Origin of the sequence: Geobacillus sp. GHH01, from assembly GCF_000336445.1 — a bacterium.
Classification (GTDB): Bacteria; Bacillota; Bacilli; order Bacillales; family Anoxybacillaceae; genus Geobacillus; species Geobacillus zalihae.
This window is the reverse complement of the sequence record NC_020210.1, coordinates 802,943-819,953: the sequence shown is the minus strand read 5'-3', so window position 1 is coordinate 819,953 and position 17,011 is coordinate 802,943. Positions and strand designations below refer to the sequence as shown.

The window sequence follows — 17,011 nt, the reverse complement described above, 5'->3', positions numbered from 1 at the left end:
GAATGTTTATAGTTTCACGCGTTTCAAACGAAGCGCGTTGGCGACAACCGACACAGAGCTGAATGCCATCGCCGCTCCAGCGATCCATGGCTCCAATAATCCGAAAGCGGCGACCGGAATGCCAATCGTATTATAAAACAACGCCCAGAACAGATTTTGCCGAATGTTTTTCATCGTTTTGCGGCTCAACTCAATGGCTTTCGGGATATGGCGCAAATCGCCGCCGACCAAGGTCACATCAGCGGTCTCGATGGCGACATCAGCTCCTGTGCCAATCGCCATCCCAATATCCGCTTTGGCCAGAGCTGGAGCGTCGTTAATCCCATCGCCGACCATCGCCACACGTTTTCCTTGCTTTTGCAATTCCTCGACGATGTTCGCTTTGTTTTCCGGGAGCACCTCGGCGTACACATGCTCAATGCCTACTTCATTGGCGATCGCTTCCGCTGTCCGTTGATTGTCCCCTGTTGCCATATAGACATCGATGCCCATTTGTTTTAATGTTTGAATCGCTTCTTTCGAGCTTTCTTTCACCGTATCCGCGACAACAATGATGCCGGCAAGCTGTCCATCGATGGCAACGAGCATCACTGTTTTCCCTTGTTTTTCAAGCTCTACCATTTTATCTTCATGCACAGAAATCGCTACAGAGCGTTCCTTCATCAATTTTCGCGTCCCAATAAGGATGCTTTTTCCGTCAATGACAGCTTCAATTCCGTGGCCGGTAATGGCGGAGAAGTGCTCCAATGGCTTCATCGAAATCGCTTGTTTCTTCCCGTATTCAACAATCGCATGAGCCAGCGGATGCTCCGAAGCGCTCTCGGCGGAAACCGCATAATCGAGCATGTCCTCGCGGAAGGCTAGCACATCGGTGACTTCCGGTTTTCCTTTTGTCACGGTTCCTGTTTTATCGAGTAATACGGCATTGATTTTATGCGTTCCCTCTAGGTACTCACCTCCTTTAAAGAGAATTCCTTGTTCTGCCCCTTTTCCTGTACCGACCATAATCGATGTCGGTGTGGCCAAACCGAGCGCACAAGGGCACGCGATGACAAGAACAGCGATGGCCACCTCAAGAGCTTTGGCCAAATCACCCGGCGCAACGAAGAAGTACCAGATTAGAAAGGAAACAACCGCAATTCCGACAACAATCGGTACGAAAATGCCGGAAATGGTATCCGCCATCCGCTGAATCGGGGCTTTCGACCCTTGCGCCTCTTCAACGATTTTAATGATATTGGCCAGCGCGGTATCTTTTCCGACTTTTTCGGCACGAATGGTCAGTACGCCATTCGTATTCATCGTCGCCCCGATCACATAGTCGCCTTCCTTTTTATCAACCGGGATCGATTCACCGGTAATCATCGATTCGTCTACGGAAGATGCTCCGGCGATGACCATACCGTCTACCGGAATTTTTTCTCCTGGCTTGACAACGATCGTATCGCCGATCACCACTTCCTCGAGCGGAACTTTTATTTCTTCCCCATTACGGATGACAGTAGCTTCCTTTGCCTGCAGGCTGACTAGCTTCGAGATCGCTTCGGTTGTCCGCCCTTTCGCAAGAGCCTCAAAGTATTTGCCGACAAGCACAAGCGTAATCAAGACGGCGCTTGTTTCAAAATACAGTCTTGGCATATAGTCAGGATTCCCAAGTGTCCGAAAAGCTTCGTACAAGCTGTAAACGTACGCGGCCGATGTTCCAAGCGCCACTAGGACGTCCATGTTCGCGCTCTTGTTTCGCAACGCCCGGTACGCCCCGACATAGAAAGGACCGCCGATGTAAAACTGAACGGGTGTAGCTAAAAGAAGCTGAAACCACGGATTCATCAAGAGCTGCGGCATCGGCAAGCCGATATCAAACGGCATATGAGCCAGCATCGTATAAAGCAGCGGCAACGATAAGATGATGGAAATGGCGAGTTGCCGTTGCTTCTGTTTCAGCCGCTCTTCTTTCCGGCCAGCATCGTCTTGTTCTTCGTTTCGAATTTGCCCCTTATACCCAAGCTTTTTGATTTTCTCTAAAATGTCTTCGACAGATGCAACACCCTCCTTGTATTCGACCACCGCGCTGTTTGTCGCCAAGTTGACAGCAGCGCTTGTCACACCTTCCATCCGATTTAACCCTTTTTCAATCCGCGTCGCACAGGCCGCACATGTCATTCCTTCAATATCAAGCGTCACTTTTTCCGTCGCAACGCCATACCCCAAATTCTCAATTTTCGTTTCGATATCGGCGATCGTTTGTTTTGATGGATCGTATTGAATCGTTGCTTTTTCCATGGCCAAATTGACATGGGCTTTGACGCCGTCCATCTTATTTAATACTTTCTCAATCCGATTGGCGCACGCGGCGCATGTCATGCCCGTCACCTTCAGCGTCACGGTTTTCGGCTCTCCCATTTCCCTTTCCCTCCCTTACTTCGAAAATTGTTTCATCACATCCATCAATTCGCGAATCGATTCGTCTCCGCTCCCTTCACGGATCGCTTTCGCCACGCAATGGCTCACGTGGCGTTCAAGCAGCTGCAGCCCGACTTGGTTCAACGCCGCTCTGATCGCTGAAATTTGCACTAAAATATCGATGCAATAACGATTGTCCTCCACCATTTTTTGTACACCGCGCACTTGTCCTTCGATGCGCTTCAAGCGCTTGATAATGCGTTCGATTTCCTGTTCTGTTCGTGGAACCATTTTTTTATCCACATGATGATCTTCATAATGGTTCATCAAACATCACCTCTTTTAATTACATTATACCGGTAATGGGTATAAAATGCAACAGAGATCCCCTCTACAAATCATGTTCACCACAAAACCGTAATCAATACCTGCGCAGGAAAAAGCCCGCTTTCCACAAAAAATTCACAATTTTAATTGGCATAGGATTCGCTGCGGGCTGGACTCCCTGCACAGGTCCAATTCTTGTATCAGTGATCGCGTTGGCGGCTACCAAACCGAGTGCAGCCATGTTATATATGTTCGCCTATGTATTAGGGTTTGCCGCACCTTTTTTCATCATGTCGTTTTTTATCGGCAAGTTAAATTGGATAAAAAAATATAACACTGTCATCGTCAGAGTCGGGGAAATTCTGATGGTTATCATGGGAATTATGCTGTTTCTTGATTGGATGACAAAGATTATCATCTCTTTTTACCGATTTGTTTGGAGGATTCACAGGTTTTTAATATCAAAAATATCCTACTGAGTGGATAGTCACAATTCCTGTCACTTCCACTCAGCAGGAACCATCATTTACCTTTTATTGAACTCCTGAAATCATGCGATCCATCGTTTCATAAGACATAGGACCTATATACTTATCTCTAATAACCCCGTTTTTATCGATGATATACGAAGTGGGGATCGTTATTGCACCGTATAGATTTCCAATTTCCCCTTGCTCATCAAGCACAACTTTAAATGTCACTCCCTTATTTTTCACAAAATCGTTCACCGCGTCAGGACCTCGTTCGCTATTCGTTAAGTTGACTGCCAAAATTTCTACATTGTTATTTTTATTGTTTTCGTAGAACTTTTGCATTTCCGGCATTTCAGCTCTGCAAGGCGGACACCAAGTAGCCCAAAAATTCAATATCACTGTTTTTCCACGCAAATCAGACAATTGTATGTTGTCGCCTGTAATTGAACGCAATTCAAAATCTGGGGCAATTTCTCCTTTATTCGTACCGATTTTTCCTGAATCCAATGAAGTAGATAGAACCGATTTTGATTTAACCTTTCCCACTTCATGTTGACTGTTAAAAATAGAAGATACAGCAATACTTACCACCATCACACCTAAAGCCAGTTGATTAGCCTTCCTTCCCCGTCCTTTATTCCTCTCCTCAAGAACTTCTTCTCTTTCTCGCCTCTCTAACCAATATGAAATACATATAAAAACGATAACGAGAGATCCATACAACCATACTTCTTTTGATACGATTCCTGTATTTACAAAATATTTTTTATACATGGCTAGTTCGAATTGAATGAGATGGAACCATATAAGAAGTTGCAATAAAGTTTTTTGAGCTTTGACTCGTGATGCTACTATAAAAAAACAAATCGCTGCTATTGCTTGCAAAATGATGAAATAATTTTGGGAATTTTCCATTACTCGGATCCATGCAAAAGTGCTAAAATAGCCAAAATATACTGGAACCATTGCCCGTGTATAAGAAACCACAGGAATATTCTGCTTTTTTACATATAACCAAGTATAGACCGTGATAAAAACAATCGCCATACTAACGCCAACATATCCCCCGTTAAAATAAAGGATTGTCATCGGATTTTGTAAAACTGAATTTGGATGTAAAACGACATAACTAAATTTCCAAATGAGTACACCGTTAATAAAACTGTTCAAAATTAAATCCATGATATTTCGCTCTATTTTTAATACTTTAATACCATAATAAAACATGACATAACTTATCAATAAGCCGCTGATAAGCAAAAGATTTTCGCCCTGAACGACTATATTGCCGAATTGCAATATACATTCCCCCAAAATTCATATTTCTATCGGTATTAGAAAGGATTCTTCTTTGCGACGAAAAAAATACAACTATAACTACATCACCCTAACCATCTTGAAACGTTCTTCCAAACATTGTTACTGCATCATCTTCTTTAAAACCAATAAGTGATGGTATCTAACACGCCAAGCAATACCATCACAATTCCAGCGGTTTGCTGAATGAGCTTCCCTACCCGTCTTCCTTTTTTCATGACAGCACCGCTCAATCCTAAGTACCAAAGGATGAGGATGAAGAAAATAACCGGTACAGAAGTTCCGACGGCAAAGACGCTCGGCAACAACACTCCATAAGACGTTGAGTATACGAGAGGCATTAGAGTAACAAAAAATAGAACAAACATCGTTGGACAAAAAGCCAACGAAAAGCCAAATCCCATGAAAAACGAACCGATTTTTCCTTTTGCCCATCCCTTCGGCACTCTGAACAAAGTGACATTCCAATACATTTTAAAAAGCCCTAACAAATACAAGCCTACGAGAACAAGAATCGGGCCAATCAGCTTTCTTAACCATGGAAAGTATAGTGTCAGTGTACTTTGAATCTCCTTCCCCATCAACCAGACGATCAAGCCTAACCCGGAAAAAGCGATGACCTTTCCGAAAATAAATAAAAGCAGTTCTTTCCAAGCGATCCCCTTTTGCAGAGATTGGTTGCTGTACAACGTGATTGCTCCTAAGTTGCTAGTCAGCTGGCACGGAGCCATCGCTCCGACGATGCCAAGAAGAAACGCTGACAAAACAGGAAGCGCTGTTGTGCTGTTGGCCATATTCAGAAACGGCTGGCTCAGCAGGTTGCTGATTTGGCTTAGGAATGAATACACTCTTCTTCTCACCCTCTCCATCCGTTACTTATATTGTAGCAGTGAATTTTGCAAAAATTATGGAGCGATATATTTTTAGGCAAACAAAAAGACATGCGCCCGCATGTCCCTATATTTCCCCTTCTGATGCTAGTTTTGTCCAACTTCCACCGTTATTTTTTGTCATAAAAATATCCCCGTTCATTGTAACGATCACAATTTCTTTGTCGTTTGCTGGATTAGAAGTTATATACATGATATGATCTTTTTCATCCAATGGCGGAACAGCAAGAACTTCTTCGTGTTTTGTGTCTAATGATTGTTTGATGAGTATAGACTGATCATTCTCTACAGCTGCAAATACAACCGACTTTTCTTGAAACATAAATGTCGTCGTATCAATTTTTCTCGTAAACCGTTCAAACGTATTCCCGTTATCTCTCGAAATGAAAACTCCCTCGGCTGTACTAATCCCGACCATATTTTCATCCGTTGGGTGAGCCACAATCGTTCTCGCTGCCGTTTGCGGCAGGCCATTCAATTGACTTGGCGACCACGTTTTGCCGTCATCTTTGCTGTAAAATACCCCTCGTCCGAGCGTTTCATTTTCTTCTTGATTCACCACATAGATGGTATGGCTTTTATAACCAACCGTCATATAATGGAAATCGGACTGTTTATAAAATCCTAAATTCATTAATGTTTGTCCATTATCAAAACTTTTCACAAGACCAAGTGGATTTCCTAACGATGAACCTTCTTCAGGATGTCCCGATGAATAAAAGCCGTCGTCCGTAGCTGAAAAGCCCATATAATCATGTTTATTGGAAACCGTTTCATACCACTTATTGTCTTGGTAAACGAGCAACCCTTCATGAGTAGCAAAGTAAACCGCATTTTGATTGCCTGCATAACCAACCCCATGCAAATGTTCGATCTTCCCTTCCTTTTTTTCTTTAAAGAAAGGATTATTGGTAACAGATACATTCGATTTTGACTGTTCTTTGCTCGTAATAAAAGCCTGTTCTTTTTCGTTGGATGATGAACAGGCGCTTAGAAGAAGAGCGGATGTGATGATGATGACTTTCTTCATTTTTGTCATAGATGTTCATTCCCCTTCATGCATAGTGTAAATCGTTGCATACTTTTATACTTTATCGGATAAATTTGCAGAATGTATGGATTTCAATAAACTGTAACGATTTGAAGATATTTTATTGCTATTGTGAAATTAATCACAGCAACCTCCCCCATTTGCCACTATCATGTCGGTAGACTCAACCTAAAGCAAAAGGAGGAAACCGCTCATGCGCAAAACCGCGATTGTATGGTTATCGTTATTGGCGATGTTGGCGTTTGTTCTCGGGGGGTGCGCAGCCAATTCCCCTCAAGACAAAACCGAACCAGAGAAAAATGGGCAGCCAGCCGCCCTTGAACAAACACAAGAAACGAACAAATTCTACTTTACTGCCAACGAGGGCGGAAGCATTTCAAAAATTGATGCGAGAACAAACAAAGTGGTCGGAACGATCAAAGTCGACGGCGCGGTCCATAACGTCCAAGTTTCTCCCGACGGAGCTATTCTCGGCGCTACGTTAGTTCCGGCCATACAACACGGGCATGACCAGTCGATGGATATGAAAGGAATGGCGTTGTTTTATGATACGGAAACGAATGAATTAATCAAAAAAGTGGAAGTGGGACACCATCCCGCCCATATCGTGTTTACTGAAAACGGCAAATACGCCCTTGTGACCAATAATGAAGACAATAACGTTTCCGTTATTGATCTCGCGAGCTATTCAGTCATTGAAACCATTCCAACCGGAAAAGGCCCGCACGGGCTTCGCATTTCCAAAGACAGCCAATACGCGTATGTCGCCAACATGGGGGAAGACAGCGTCAGTGTTCTCAACTTGCAAACAATGAAAGAAGAAAAGAAAATCACAGTCGGATCCATCCCTGTCACAACCGGCATTACTTCGGACGGCAAAACGTTAGTCGTAACGTTGAATGCTGAAAATGCCTTGGCCATTGTTGACGTAACAAGCGGGAAAGTGGAAAAAATCCCTGTCGGGCAAGGGCCAGCCCAAGTGTACGTGTCGCCTGACGATACGTTTGCTTATGTCGCCAATCAAGGGACGAAAGAGGCGCCCTCTCATTCTGTAAGCAAGATAAACTTAAAAACGAAACAAGTCGTGGCCACAATTGAAACAGGAAACGGAGCGCATGGGGTCGTCACAAGCCCGGATGGCAAGTATGTTTTCGTTACGAATATGTTCGACAACACCGTGAGCGTCATTGATCAAGAACAAAACAAAGCAATCCAAACGGTTCAAGTAGGCGAAATGCCCAACGGGATCAGCATCATGCCGTAAAGGAAAAAGTAGCAGGTTGGACGTTCCAGCCTGCTGTTTTTTCTGCGGAATAACGGATTTTCATTTTTCCCTTTTCCTCGGGCTCAGTACGGCAATATACACATTGCCATCTTGAATATAAGCGTCAAATGTATCTAACGGTCTTGGCGGTGGCCCCCCTACATTGATACCGTATTCGTCATATTGCCCCGCGTGGCACGGACATAAGAAGCGGATGCCTGTTTTCTGCATGTTCTCCTCAGCATCTCCAACGGTACACCCTAGATGGGTGCAAATCGGGGACATAATGAGTAAAGAACCATCTTCATTTTTGTTAATGTAGACAAACCCTTCCCTTTCCTGTTTGGTCCATGCATCTTTTATGGTGACTTTATACGGCACCTTTTTAGGGAATTCTCCCTTTTCTAATTCGCTTAGAGGACCGAGATTGGCCATTGAACTTGTATTGACCGTTTTCTTATCGTTGCTGCAGGCAGCCAGTCCTGCAGGCAATACCGAAACAGCCAGCAGTTCAGCCGCCCCCTTTAACGACCTGCTAAGAAACTCTCGTCGATTCAACATAAGATTTCCCCTCCTTGCCTCCTCTAATAGTAGGGAGGTGCGTGAAATAAGAGGCGAATCGATCAGCGTTTATCGCGCAATGCGAGTTTTACTGCAAAATACACGACCAATCCAATGGCAAGCAAATTAAGAAACCAGCCGAGAATGCCAAACCCCATCATCCCCCAGCCACTCATCATCCCGCTCATCATCCTCATCACCTCCTGCATGATCTAAAAATCATTCTCACCTATCGCTAACCATTTATGTCATAATTTCGCCTGACTTGAATGAAAAATCTAATTGGAACTCCAAGCACCCTTTTCCGCATCTTTAGCATTTGTCAATACTCCCATTCACACTTGATGCAGCCAAAAATTGATCCACAACGTTTTCATCCTCTCTCCTCTTGCTTTACTTTCAGAATAGAGAAAAACTGTGGAGAAAATATTGATAAAAACCTACAAATATTTGTCAAGGCTTTCACAAAAGTTCATTTCCCTTTTAGTCGCCACGCCTTCTATTGGTCAAAACAAATGCCGAGAAGATCTCGGCAGCCATCATCTTATGAAACTTTCGCAAATCCAACCATACCAGATTCTTTATGCCCTGGAACCGTACAATAAAATCGAAACACACCGCGTTCGATTGGTATGAACGTCACCTCGGCTGTTTTCCCCGGCAAGGAATGAACATGAACGTCCGCATTTTCTGCATGGTTTCCATGGTCATTCTGCTGTAACAAAATCTTCATATTTTCGAATTCGATATCGTGTTCCATTTGACCGCTATTTTTCAGAATTAAGGTAACAGGCTGTCCTACAGTCAGTTGCAAACTCTCAGGAAAGTAATAAAATTCAGTCGCTTCAACCACTACCTTTTTCCCCTTTGTTTCGATGCTTAACGGAGATGCAGTCTGGTTGTGGCCCTCCATAAAATGGTTTATAGGCGGATTCGTTATCGGAAGATTAGAAGATCGAGAAAATTCATTATATAAATGGTTATACAAATAGAAAAACAGCGGAAGGACGATTGCTAACCATAGCGGGTTATGGAATAGTTTATTGATCAAAAACGCACGGTTAAAACCCGTTTCTTGTTGAAGCATGTATAGAACAATACAAGCCATTCCAACAAATAGAACAAGCATGATGTGAATCGTAGAATCCCGATATTCAGGCGCAATCATTTCTCCTAACATCGCTCCCATCATGCCGCCCATGACTCCTGATAAAACACCGTCGATGATGGCCATGATGCTGATCGGCATCCCAGCTAAAAATCCAGCTAAAAACCCAAAAGCCATTCCTAAAATGGTTGACAAAAAGAGATTGCCGTTGTAAGAAATCCCAGCCAGCAGGCCGCCCGTCAGCCCAGCCAACATTCCTAACGCCATCGCCGCCATCATTCCAGCCATGCATGTGATTTTCTTCCTTTTGATAAAGATGAAAGCAATCACAATGAAAGACAAAACCGCCGCGATCCCCCCAGTGAATAACATCGGCAACGGATGATCCCTCCTGCAAATGTTTATTTGTACACATATATGTGTGCAAATAACAGGTTAGTCCATGTCAGTGAACATCCCGGCTGAGTTTGAGCGAAAACAGAGGGCGTGTCATCCGATTACAGCTTTTTGTATTACACCTGCATGTATTCTGTTCTTGAGCGCTCTCCCACCTACGCTTAGAGGTGGGAGATTCTTGGGAACACCCGCCCCACGGCAGGCTGTCAACCAAGCCATCCCCGTGCGTCCCACGGTTCAGCTGCCTTACAAAGACAGCAAACGAAGCCTCTCATTTTGGAACACTCTTTGCAGCCAAGCCCCGACCCTGTTGTTTCATACGCTTGATTCCACTCGGCCAAAAGACTTTACACAAACCGGCAGCACCCAATCGTTTGGTTGATGAGCTCCGCTTGTTTTCGGGTGGGATCCAACCGAAACCGATAGGCTCTATGCATGACCTTCCCTCCTATTTTAGGGAACGTTTGTTCTGTTCGTGCCCATTTTATACCTTTTGTTCTTTTGATGCAAGAGGAAGATCGATGAGGGAAGACACCGATTCATCCCCTACTGACGCTCACGCGTGGAAGTGGGGGTCTTCTCGGTTCGGGATGATCAAACGACTATCCACACATGCCGCAGCATATGATGAAATTGTGATACCTTCTCTAAAGGGGGAAGAGGGAATGCATGGTTACTTGCCGGAAAATCCTCAAACGCCTATTATCACGCCCAATGTAAAAGATGCGCCATTTCGGGTTCTCAAAAACGGGGTAAAACAATTTCACTTGCGGGCGGAACCGGTCGTGCATGAGTTGGTAAACGGAATTAAAATCCGCGGGTATGGATACAACGGAAGTATTCCCGGGCCGACAATTCTTGTCAATCAAGGGGACTATGTTCAAATTACAGTCGAAAACCGTTTGCCAGAAGCGACATCCGTCCATTGGCACGGATTAATTGTTTCCAACCGAATGGACGGCGTACCCGGCCCTGGGGGCAGCCCGATTATCCAACCGGGGGAAAGTTTTACGTATGAATTTCGCATCCAACAGTCAGGAACGTTTATGTACCACAGCCATGTCCATGATGCAAAACAAGAGTTAATGGGATTAGTAGGCATGCTTATTTCGCGCGGCATATACGAAGAACCCGTGGACCGCGATTATGTTCTGTTGCTTCAAGAGTGGGCTGTGCAGATGGAGATGCATCAGCAAACTAGCAGCCATCCAATGAATGATCACCCTTCCAAACAATCGGCATCAAATATATATGACATCGATCCAATGTCAATGATGTTTAATTTTTTCACAATTAACGGCAAAGCCTATCCTGATACCGCTCCTTTATTTGTCCGATATGGCGAGCGCGTCCGTATTCGCCTTGGCAATTTAAGTATGGATTCTCATCCGATGCATTTTCACGGGCATGAGTTTAGTGTCACCGCGGTTGACGGAAATCCGATTCCTATGATGGCAAGATTAAAACGAAACACGATTAATGTAGCGCCAGGAGAAACATGGAACATCGAATTTTTGGCCAACAACCCGGGAAATTGGGTCTTTCACTGTCATAAACCTCACCATACAACCAACATGCATTCGATAAAGGACATGGGCGGCATGCTTACGATGGTCCGCTATGCAAAATAGATGAGCATTCAAGAAAAAACGGCATCGCTGCCGTTTTTTCTTCTCTCGATTCTCTTGCACCTGCTTGATAGTCAAGCAAATTATTTAACTTACTCGGACTCACCGTCAGCCGAAAGAAAAAGTGAACGGCGCGCTCACCGTTCGCGATGCGTATGAATCCATTGCACAAACTGTTCGATCACTTGATCCAACAAGTCGATGGTTGCCGTATCTAATCGATTGGCGTTAACCGAAACGCATGATAAACTAAGCGTATATTCAAACAAAGTTTTGGAGGGACAACCTTGGATCAGTTGCTACATGTATTCGTAAAAGTAGTGGAAAAATTATAAATCCCTAAAAGTGATAAACGAGAAACTAATATTTTGATTAACGAAGAGGCAGATTCACCCGTTCCCTCAAAACGCCGCCATGATCATTGACATGAACTTTCCAGCCTCACCCACGACGCCGCAACTCGAGCCAACGATCAATCAAATGAAAACGGAGAAAAAGCTTGTTCAAAACATAGTTTTCTTTCCCTGCTCCACGTTGTATAATCAAAAAAGAGGAGGTGAACAAGCATGGAACGCGATACCATCGTGAAAGAAGTAGTCGAGGCGCTGAAAATGTTTTCCCACGACATCCGCACCCAAATTGACGAAATGGGAAGCCAACTACGAGCAGAAATCCAAGACACAGCTAACCAACTGAGAGCAGAAATGCAAGACATGGCTAACCAATTGAGAGCGGAGATGCAAGACACAGCCAACCAATTGAGAGCGGAAATGCAACAATTTCGCGCCGAGGTGAACGAGCGGTTTGACCGACTCGAGCAAAAATTCGCCGGCTTGCGTGTGGAGCTGACAGAAACGCAAGAAACCGTCCATTTCCTCGCGTCCAAAACCATCCAGCATGAGAAAAAACTCCACCATCTTGCCAAGCAACTTGAATTCCTTCGCTAGTTTTCCTTCATCGGAAAGCCGCGTTTGACTGCGAGTCAAGCGCGGCTTTGATTTTTGCATCTCGTCTTCTTCGATCCCGATCAAATCCCTCCTGCCCGGCCGCGCACGAAGATGGAAGAGAAGCTGGCGATTTATCCGTCATCATGAACACAATGGTTTCCAATACGCAGCCAAAACTCTGCCCCCGGACAAAACGCCAAAAACAGAGAACGCGTGCCGATAAAGTTATGATGGGGCTTTTGCGTGCATAATTGCTGCTCCTTTTGACGCACAATATAAATACGAAAGAAGCCTTTTCATGATTTTGAGGGAGGAATCATCCATGTCATTTTTGTGGAGCTTGATTGTCGGGGGCGTCATCGGTTGGCTGTCAGGTCTTCTGACAGGCCGCGATATTCCAGGAGGGATCATTGGCAACGTGATCGCCGGGTTTATCGGAGCCTGGCTTGGAACGGCGCTCTTTGGCAACTGGGGGCCGACCATCGGCGGATTTGACATCATCCCAGCCCTGATCGGTTCGGTTATCCTCATTTTGCTTGCAAGTTTTGTCATTCGCAGATTGCGTAGGGCGGCGTGAACGACGCCCCTTTCGCGCTTTGCAGCCGAGATCGGTCTGGTCAGGTCAGTTTCTTGAGGTACAACCAAAACCAATCGGCTTTATCCATAGGTTCCCCCACTTACATGGATTGCGTGGAAGTGGGGGTGTTTCCGACCAAAGTCAAATCGGCAGACGACACAACGGTATCTATAAGATGCCTTTGATCGACTCCCGAGGGGCGAAACTGTTGGATGATTGCGCATTTCTTTTTTACGTCCCTTGCCATTCGTTTTGCATCGAGCGATAGAACCATGAAAACCATCACGTTCCTTCGATCAGCTCAATCACGTCCGCTAAATGTAAATTAGCACATTATTTCAGAATCCCTTTTTCAAATTATTTCGGACGGATTCGGAAATAATGTGCAAAATCTTTGCGAATTATTCCAGGTTTTGCAGATTATTTCCGAACATTTGCACATTATTTCGGATGATTAACTAGAATGAGGATGGATCGGGATGAAACATAACAGGGGCCGATCAGCCCCTGCTGTGTCAGTACCCCATTTCTTCGGCTGCCATACGCACAATGTCTTCGTCAATCATATGTTTTTTTAATTGAGCGCCGTATAACAGGCAAGTGGTGGCGAGGTTGTTGATGATCCGCGGCCACCCCTGCGACTGCAGGGCGATCGCTTCTAAGGCAGCTGGGGTAAAAATCGGGTGTTTCGCCCCCGCCTGTTTCAGGCGGTGTTCGATATATCCTACCACTTCTTCCTTATCAAGAGGCCCCATCTGGTATCGCATGATGATTCGTTGGTGAAGCGGACGGTGTTGATTCAACCGTAGTTTTGCCTGTAAATGGGGCAGCCCCGCCAAAATCAAGACAAACGGATTTGTTGAGTCCATGTGAAAGTTGAACAGGATCGCGATATCCTGCAGAAAGGCATCCTTCGCTAAATGCATTTCATCGAGGATGAACACTGACGTTACCCGTTGTTCATGATACAAGCGCTCGATCCCTTGTTGGATTTGATAAAACAAGTCGACCTTGCGGTATTTCGGCTCTTCCCCGAGCCCGAAGGCAAGGCCGCGATAAAAGTCCATCACGCTTCCCGTTGACAATGGAAAATAAACGACGTGATACAGTGACGGATTCAGGGATTCCTTAAACGCCCGAAGGGCGAATGTCTTGCCGGCCCCTGGTTCACCGATCAATAGCCCGATCCCTCTTGTTCGTTTCACGTAGTCCAAAGCGGCGAGGGCCTCTTGATACGAGGCCCCTTGATAAGCCTCTGGTGGATTCGTCTCCTTCGAAAACGGCTCTCGGGAAAGGGAATAAAACGTTTTATACATCGTTTTCGCCTCCCTCTACCGGAACCGCCGCAAACGGTGACCGATGGCGTTTCACATAGGCATTGTCCTCGAAGCGAACAAGGACCGCTTCGGCGACCCGTTGACCGTCTTCGTACACATACACGCCTTGTTCATCATAACGGAGTTCGATCGATTGTCCGATGAACCGGGGCGGAACTTCATACAGCTGCTTGTTCAACGTGACCGTACCATCGGCCTTCACTTTACGGTATTCGCGTTTCAAAAAGATCGAGTCGAGCCAATCCGAATCGTCGACGAACGACACCAAATGGACTTGCGATTGAAACACTTCATGTGGCGTCTTCCCGTTCAACGAGGCATGCGGTTTTCGATGGTAATCTTCCTCCAACCACTTCCAAAATCGCTCGTTTAGCTCTTCGAGCGACTTCGGTGAATTCATTTCGAGCAACGGGTAAAACCGCGTCTGTACGGTGCGGAAAAATCGTTCGATTTTCCCTTTGCTTTGCGGATCGTACGGCTGGGTATGGATCAAGGTGATCCCTAACTCCGCGCAGGCGTACTGCAAGGGTTCCGCCCGATAAATCTTGCCGTTATCCGAGTAAATTCGCTTCGGCTTTCCGTATCGAAGCAGCGCTTCCTTGGTTACGATCCGCAACCCGTCAAATTTCTCGGAAGAGAAAAACTGAGCGTACGGCACGACCCGCGAGCAGTCATCGATATAGGCAATCAAAAACGTTTTTTGCGTTTTGCCATTCACGCGAATCAACGGGCCATGGGACAAATCACCTTGCCAGAGCTCATTGACCTGATCGTACGCGAATCGTTTTCGTTCAGGAATCGGTAAAATTTCTTTCCCCACGAGGTTGTATTTTTTTAAAAGTCGGTATATAGTGAAATAAGAGATGGATTGGATTTCCCCCTGCTCGATAAGGTGTTGGTAAAACACCGTCACGGGCATGTGGGGGTGTTTTTTTCTCAGGGCTAAAATGTGATCCTCTTCTTCAGGTGACAGCCTCCGGGAATGGCCACGGTCCGACCGTCGTTTCGGCTTCAGCGCCTCAAAGCCCCCTTTTTTGTACTGCGTGCACCAGTCGAGGATCGTTTTGGCGGCGATGCGTTTCTCTCCATGGTGGGGAACTTGATGGATCCGTTCCGCTACTTCCTTCAAGTACGTTTTTGGATCGACTTGTCCATTCACCAATGGAGCGATCAATCCATACCGAAATAAAGCGATCTCCTGTCTCATCGACTCATTCATTTCGATCTCCTCCTTCGTTCATCCCATTCTAGGACCTTATCGGTCCATCCTGTCTCTATCCTATCGGATCATTCCCCCGACCGTCGAGAGGAAAGGTTTGTGGAATCTATAAATGATTCCATATAAGGGGATATAAGTAAAATCAGGAAATGAATGTACGTGCAAAAAGATGCGTCGATCGGTGCTCCCATATCTCTTGGATGACGAAAAAGAGGCCGATCTCCTCCATCGTCTGGATCCACCATAGGGCTCGTTCTCTCGCTTGGGCGATGGCAGGACCAATTTTTCTCCAGCGCTCCGCAAAAAACCAATGAAGGTGGTTCAAATTTCGGAATAAACGTCGGACATAAAATAAAACCCCTTCATCCGTAGGAAGGAGTGGAGCCTCCTCCATCCCCCGTTTCGGAGTCAGGCCCAACCGTTCTTTCACCACTCTCCATATGGTGGGCAACGTATACTGAAAATAAGGGAGAAGAAATGAAGGCAACACGGCCACCGTCCTCCTGCACTCCGGGCAGCGATACCGAGCGATCCAAATGCGATAAGACTGATGCGACGTCACGGCATTTCGTTCGTAGTACCCATGGCGATAAAGAGGGCGTTTTGCCTGGCAATGAGGGCACCGCTTAAGAAGGGGAAAGTCGTTTTGTTTTCCCCGCTGGGCATATGTCTGGACATCGACCTGAAAGTCATGAAACCGAATCACGTCCTCGTCCCCCCTCTGGAAATCACCCATGTCCCATTCCGAAATAATTCACAAAAAATTTAGCACATTCTTTCGGAAAGGGGGAGAGGGATATTCCGAAGGAATGTGCAAAAAAGAGTCTTTTTTGTGCGGAAATAAAGTGATAATTTACAGCTAAACGCTTTTCCGCCATCGAATTGAGCCGCAAGTCGTACTGTTCGAAAGCTAAACACTGTGTAACGCCCGAGTTCGACAGTTTTGAGACCATTTTAGGCAAATGAAAATGGTTAAAATGCTGTAATATCAAGGATTTCACGATGCGGATCCTAGAAAAAAACGCTGAATTTCATAGGCACACGACTTGACAAATTAACCTTTTAAAATAGCCAAATATCGTTTATAATATAGGCATGTACATGCGGAAAGTAACACGCAAAAATAAAGATGGAACGACCGTGGCGTATCTCCAGCTTGCTCACAACGAATTGGATCCGAAGGTCAAATATGCGAAAACGAAGGTGATTGATTCGTTTGGGCGCGAAGACGAGGTGGATCGCGCTGTCTTGGAGCGTCTGGCCAAAAGCATTTCGTGATCCTTTCTCCTGACTCATGAATCGTGGCCGAAAGTAAGGGACGAATGCGAGCGTCTTATGCTTGGACATTTTTCTTCAAAAACGGAGACCTTGATCAACGAACCGAGCTGACGGCCAAACAAGCGCAACTCTTTGCGGCTCTAGGGCTGGAACCTCCTCCGAAGATCCTAGGCATCCATCCTCGCCCCTAGATACACGCCCGAAGTGTGCTCAAATGCCTCTCGTCCCTTTTGTA

The 17,011-nt window shown here is 45.6% G+C and carries 19 protein-coding genes and 1 pseudogene; 7 read left to right on the top strand and 13 right to left on the bottom strand.

Features of this window, described 5'->3' with window-relative positions:
* Positions 1-6: 6 nt before the first annotated feature.
* Positions 7-2,403 carry a heavy metal translocating P-type ATPase gene (locus tag GHH_RS04205; protein WP_015374217.1) on the bottom strand — a complete coding sequence of 799 codons (2,397 nt, stop codon included), beginning with the start codon at positions 2,401-2,403 and terminating at the stop codon, positions 7-9.
* Positions 2,404-2,418: 15 nt separating this feature from the next.
* Positions 2,419-2,730: a metal-sensing transcriptional repressor gene (locus tag GHH_RS04200; protein ID WP_013523213.1), complete on the bottom strand. Its 312-nt coding sequence runs from the start codon at positions 2,728-2,730 to the stop codon at positions 2,419-2,421.
* A 35-nt stretch (positions 2,731-2,765) separates the two neighbouring features.
* Between GHH_RS04200 and GHH_RS04195 the strand changes: the two genes are divergently transcribed.
* Complete coding sequence (locus GHH_RS04195) at positions 2,766-3,209, top strand: cytochrome c biogenesis protein CcdA (RefSeq protein WP_370736689.1); 444 nt, start codon at positions 2,766-2,768, stop codon at positions 3,207-3,209.
* 54 nt (positions 3,210-3,263) lie between these two features.
* Here the strand turns inward: GHH_RS04195 and GHH_RS17935 are convergent, their stop codons facing one another.
* The 3 genes from GHH_RS17935 to GHH_RS04180 form a co-directional block, all read right to left on the bottom strand.
* Positions 3,264-4,502: a peroxiredoxin gene (locus GHH_RS17935; protein ID WP_023633952.1), complete on the bottom strand. Its 1,239-nt coding sequence runs from the start codon at positions 4,500-4,502 to the stop codon at positions 3,264-3,266.
* Positions 4,503-4,639: 137 nt separating this feature from the next.
* On the bottom strand, positions 4,640-5,368 hold the full coding sequence (locus tag GHH_RS04185) for a sulfite exporter TauE/SafE family protein (protein WP_014195228.1): 729 nt from the start codon (positions 5,366-5,368) through the stop codon (positions 4,640-4,642).
* Positions 5,369-5,477: 109 nt separating this feature from the next.
* Positions 5,478-6,449 carry a F510_1955 family glycosylhydrolase gene (locus GHH_RS04180; RefSeq protein WP_014195227.1) on the bottom strand — a complete coding sequence of 324 codons (972 nt, stop codon included), beginning with the start codon at positions 6,447-6,449 and terminating at the stop codon, positions 5,478-5,480.
* 205 nt (positions 6,450-6,654) lie between these two features.
* Between GHH_RS04180 and GHH_RS04175 the strand changes: the two genes are divergently transcribed.
* Entirely contained in the window at positions 6,655-7,725 is a 1,071-nt protein-coding gene (locus GHH_RS04175; protein ID WP_015374214.1) for a YncE family protein, read from the top strand.
* Between the two features lie 60 nt (positions 7,726-7,785).
* Here GHH_RS04175 and GHH_RS04170 read toward each other — a convergent pair whose 3' ends face one another.
* The 4 genes from GHH_RS04170 to GHH_RS19390 form a co-directional block, all read right to left on the bottom strand.
* Positions 7,786-8,286: a ubiquinol-cytochrome c reductase iron-sulfur subunit gene (locus GHH_RS04170; RefSeq protein ID WP_015374213.1), complete on the bottom strand. Its 501-nt coding sequence runs from the start codon at positions 8,284-8,286 to the stop codon at positions 7,786-7,788.
* A 62-nt stretch (positions 8,287-8,348) separates the two neighbouring features.
* A complete protein-coding gene (locus GHH_RS19615; protein WP_011230394.1) occupies positions 8,349-8,477 on the bottom strand; it encodes a hypothetical protein in 129 nt (42 codons plus the stop codon).
* Between the two features lie 353 nt (positions 8,478-8,830).
* Positions 8,831-9,766: a hypothetical protein gene (locus tag GHH_RS04165; protein ID WP_031205679.1), complete on the bottom strand. Its 936-nt coding sequence runs from the start codon at positions 9,764-9,766 to the stop codon at positions 8,831-8,833.
* Positions 9,767-10,137: 371 nt separating this feature from the next.
* Positions 10,138-10,227, bottom strand: a complete 90-nt coding sequence (locus GHH_RS19390; RefSeq protein WP_015374211.1) for a helix-turn-helix domain-containing protein — start codon at positions 10,225-10,227, stop codon at positions 10,138-10,140.
* Between the two features lie 228 nt (positions 10,228-10,455).
* On the opposite strand from GHH_RS19390, the gene GHH_RS04160 reads away from it, so the two are divergent.
* On the top strand, positions 10,456-11,421 hold the full coding sequence (locus GHH_RS04160) for a multicopper oxidase family protein (RefSeq protein ID WP_015374210.1): 966 nt from the start codon (positions 10,456-10,458) through the stop codon (positions 11,419-11,421).
* 134 nt (positions 11,422-11,555) lie between these two features.
* Here the strand turns inward: GHH_RS04160 and GHH_RS19610 are convergent, their stop codons facing one another.
* Complete coding sequence (locus tag GHH_RS19610; protein WP_255347947.1) at positions 11,556-11,687, bottom strand: hypothetical protein; 132 nt, start codon at positions 11,685-11,687, stop codon at positions 11,556-11,558.
* 297 nt (positions 11,688-11,984) lie between these two features.
* On the opposite strand from GHH_RS19610, the gene GHH_RS04155 reads away from it, so the two are divergent.
* Positions 11,985-12,365 (top strand): hypothetical protein, encoded by a 381-nt coding sequence (locus GHH_RS04155; protein ID WP_015374209.1) that lies wholly within the window; start codon positions 11,985-11,987, stop codon positions 12,363-12,365.
* A 322-nt stretch (positions 12,366-12,687) separates the two neighbouring features.
* Entirely contained in the window at positions 12,688-12,942 is a 255-nt protein-coding gene (locus tag GHH_RS04150) for a GlsB/YeaQ/YmgE family stress response membrane protein (protein ID WP_011230387.1), read from the top strand.
* 515 nt (positions 12,943-13,457) lie between these two features.
* On the opposite strand, the gene GHH_RS04140 is transcribed toward GHH_RS04150, so the two are convergent.
* The 3 genes from GHH_RS04140 to GHH_RS19385 form a co-directional block, all read right to left on the bottom strand.
* Positions 13,458-14,258 (bottom strand): ExeA family protein, encoded by an 801-nt coding sequence (locus GHH_RS04140; protein ID WP_011229854.1) that lies wholly within the window; start codon positions 14,256-14,258, stop codon positions 13,458-13,460.
* Positions 14,251-15,498, bottom strand: a complete 1,248-nt coding sequence (locus tag GHH_RS04135) for an IS481 family transposase (RefSeq protein WP_015374208.1) — start codon at positions 15,496-15,498, stop codon at positions 14,251-14,253. Before GHH_RS04135 ends, GHH_RS04140 begins: the two co-directional genes overlap by 8 nt.
* A gap of 142 nt (positions 15,499-15,640) precedes the next feature.
* Positions 15,641-16,204, bottom strand: a complete 564-nt coding sequence (locus GHH_RS19385) for a DUF6431 domain-containing protein (protein ID WP_011229852.1) — start codon at positions 16,202-16,204, stop codon at positions 15,641-15,643.
* Between the two features lie 395 nt (positions 16,205-16,599).
* Here GHH_RS19385 and GHH_RS18740 point away from each other — a divergent pair, with 395 nt between their 5' ends.
* Positions 16,600-16,776 carry a hypothetical protein gene (locus tag GHH_RS18740; protein ID WP_015373950.1) on the top strand — a complete coding sequence of 59 codons (177 nt, stop codon included), beginning with the start codon at positions 16,600-16,602 and terminating at the stop codon, positions 16,774-16,776.
* Between the two features lie 12 nt (positions 16,777-16,788).
* Positions 16,789-16,967, top strand: a pseudogene (locus tag GHH_RS19685) (transposase); the annotation flags it as partial.
* Between the last annotated feature and the right edge of the window lie 44 nt (positions 16,968-17,011).

Bases quoted from the DNA above. Each gene is read 5' to 3' on its own strand.
- GHH_RS04205 (WP_015374217.1), bottom strand. From the start codon at position 2,403: ATGGGAGAGCCGAAAACCGTGACGCTGAAGGTGACGGGCATGACATGC.
- GHH_RS04200 (WP_013523213.1), bottom strand. From the start codon at position 2,730: ATGAACCATTATGAAGATCATCATGTGGATAAAAAAATGGTTCCACGA.
- GHH_RS04195 (WP_370736689.1), top strand. From the start codon at position 2,766: ATGGGTATAAAATGCAACAGAGATCCCCTCTACAAATCATGTTCACCA.
- GHH_RS04180 (WP_014195227.1), bottom strand. From the start codon at position 6,449: ATGACAAAAATGAAGAAAGTCATCATCATCACATCCGCTCTTCTTCTA.
- GHH_RS04175 (WP_015374214.1), top strand. From the start codon at position 6,655: ATGCGCAAAACCGCGATTGTATGGTTATCGTTATTGGCGATGTTGGCG.
- GHH_RS04170 (WP_015374213.1), bottom strand. From the start codon at position 8,286: ATGTTGAATCGACGAGAGTTTCTTAGCAGGTCGTTAAAGGGGGCGGCT.
- GHH_RS19615 (WP_011230394.1), bottom strand. From the start codon at position 8,477: ATGATGAGCGGGATGATGAGTGGCTGGGGGATGATGGGGTTTGGCATT.
- GHH_RS04165 (WP_031205679.1), bottom strand. From the start codon at position 9,766: ATGTTATTCACTGGGGGGATCGCGGCGGTTTTGTCTTTCATTGTGATT.
- GHH_RS19390 (WP_015374211.1), bottom strand. From the start codon at position 10,227: ATGCATAGAGCCTATCGGTTTCGGTTGGATCCCACCCGAAAACAAGCG.
- GHH_RS04160 (WP_015374210.1), top strand. From the start codon at position 10,456: ATGCATGGTTACTTGCCGGAAAATCCTCAAACGCCTATTATCACGCCC.
- GHH_RS04155 (WP_015374209.1), top strand. From the start codon at position 11,985: ATGGAACGCGATACCATCGTGAAAGAAGTAGTCGAGGCGCTGAAAATG.
- GHH_RS04150 (WP_011230387.1), top strand. From the start codon at position 12,688: ATGTCATTTTTGTGGAGCTTGATTGTCGGGGGCGTCATCGGTTGGCTG.
- GHH_RS04140 (WP_011229854.1), bottom strand. From the start codon at position 14,258: ATGTATAAAACGTTTTATTCCCTTTCCCGAGAGCCGTTTTCGAAGGAG.
- GHH_RS04135 (WP_015374208.1), bottom strand. From the start codon at position 15,498: ATGAATGAGTCGATGAGACAGGAGATCGCTTTATTTCGGTATGGATTG.
- GHH_RS18740 (WP_015373950.1), top strand. From the start codon at position 16,600: ATGCGGAAAGTAACACGCAAAAATAAAGATGGAACGACCGTGGCGTAT.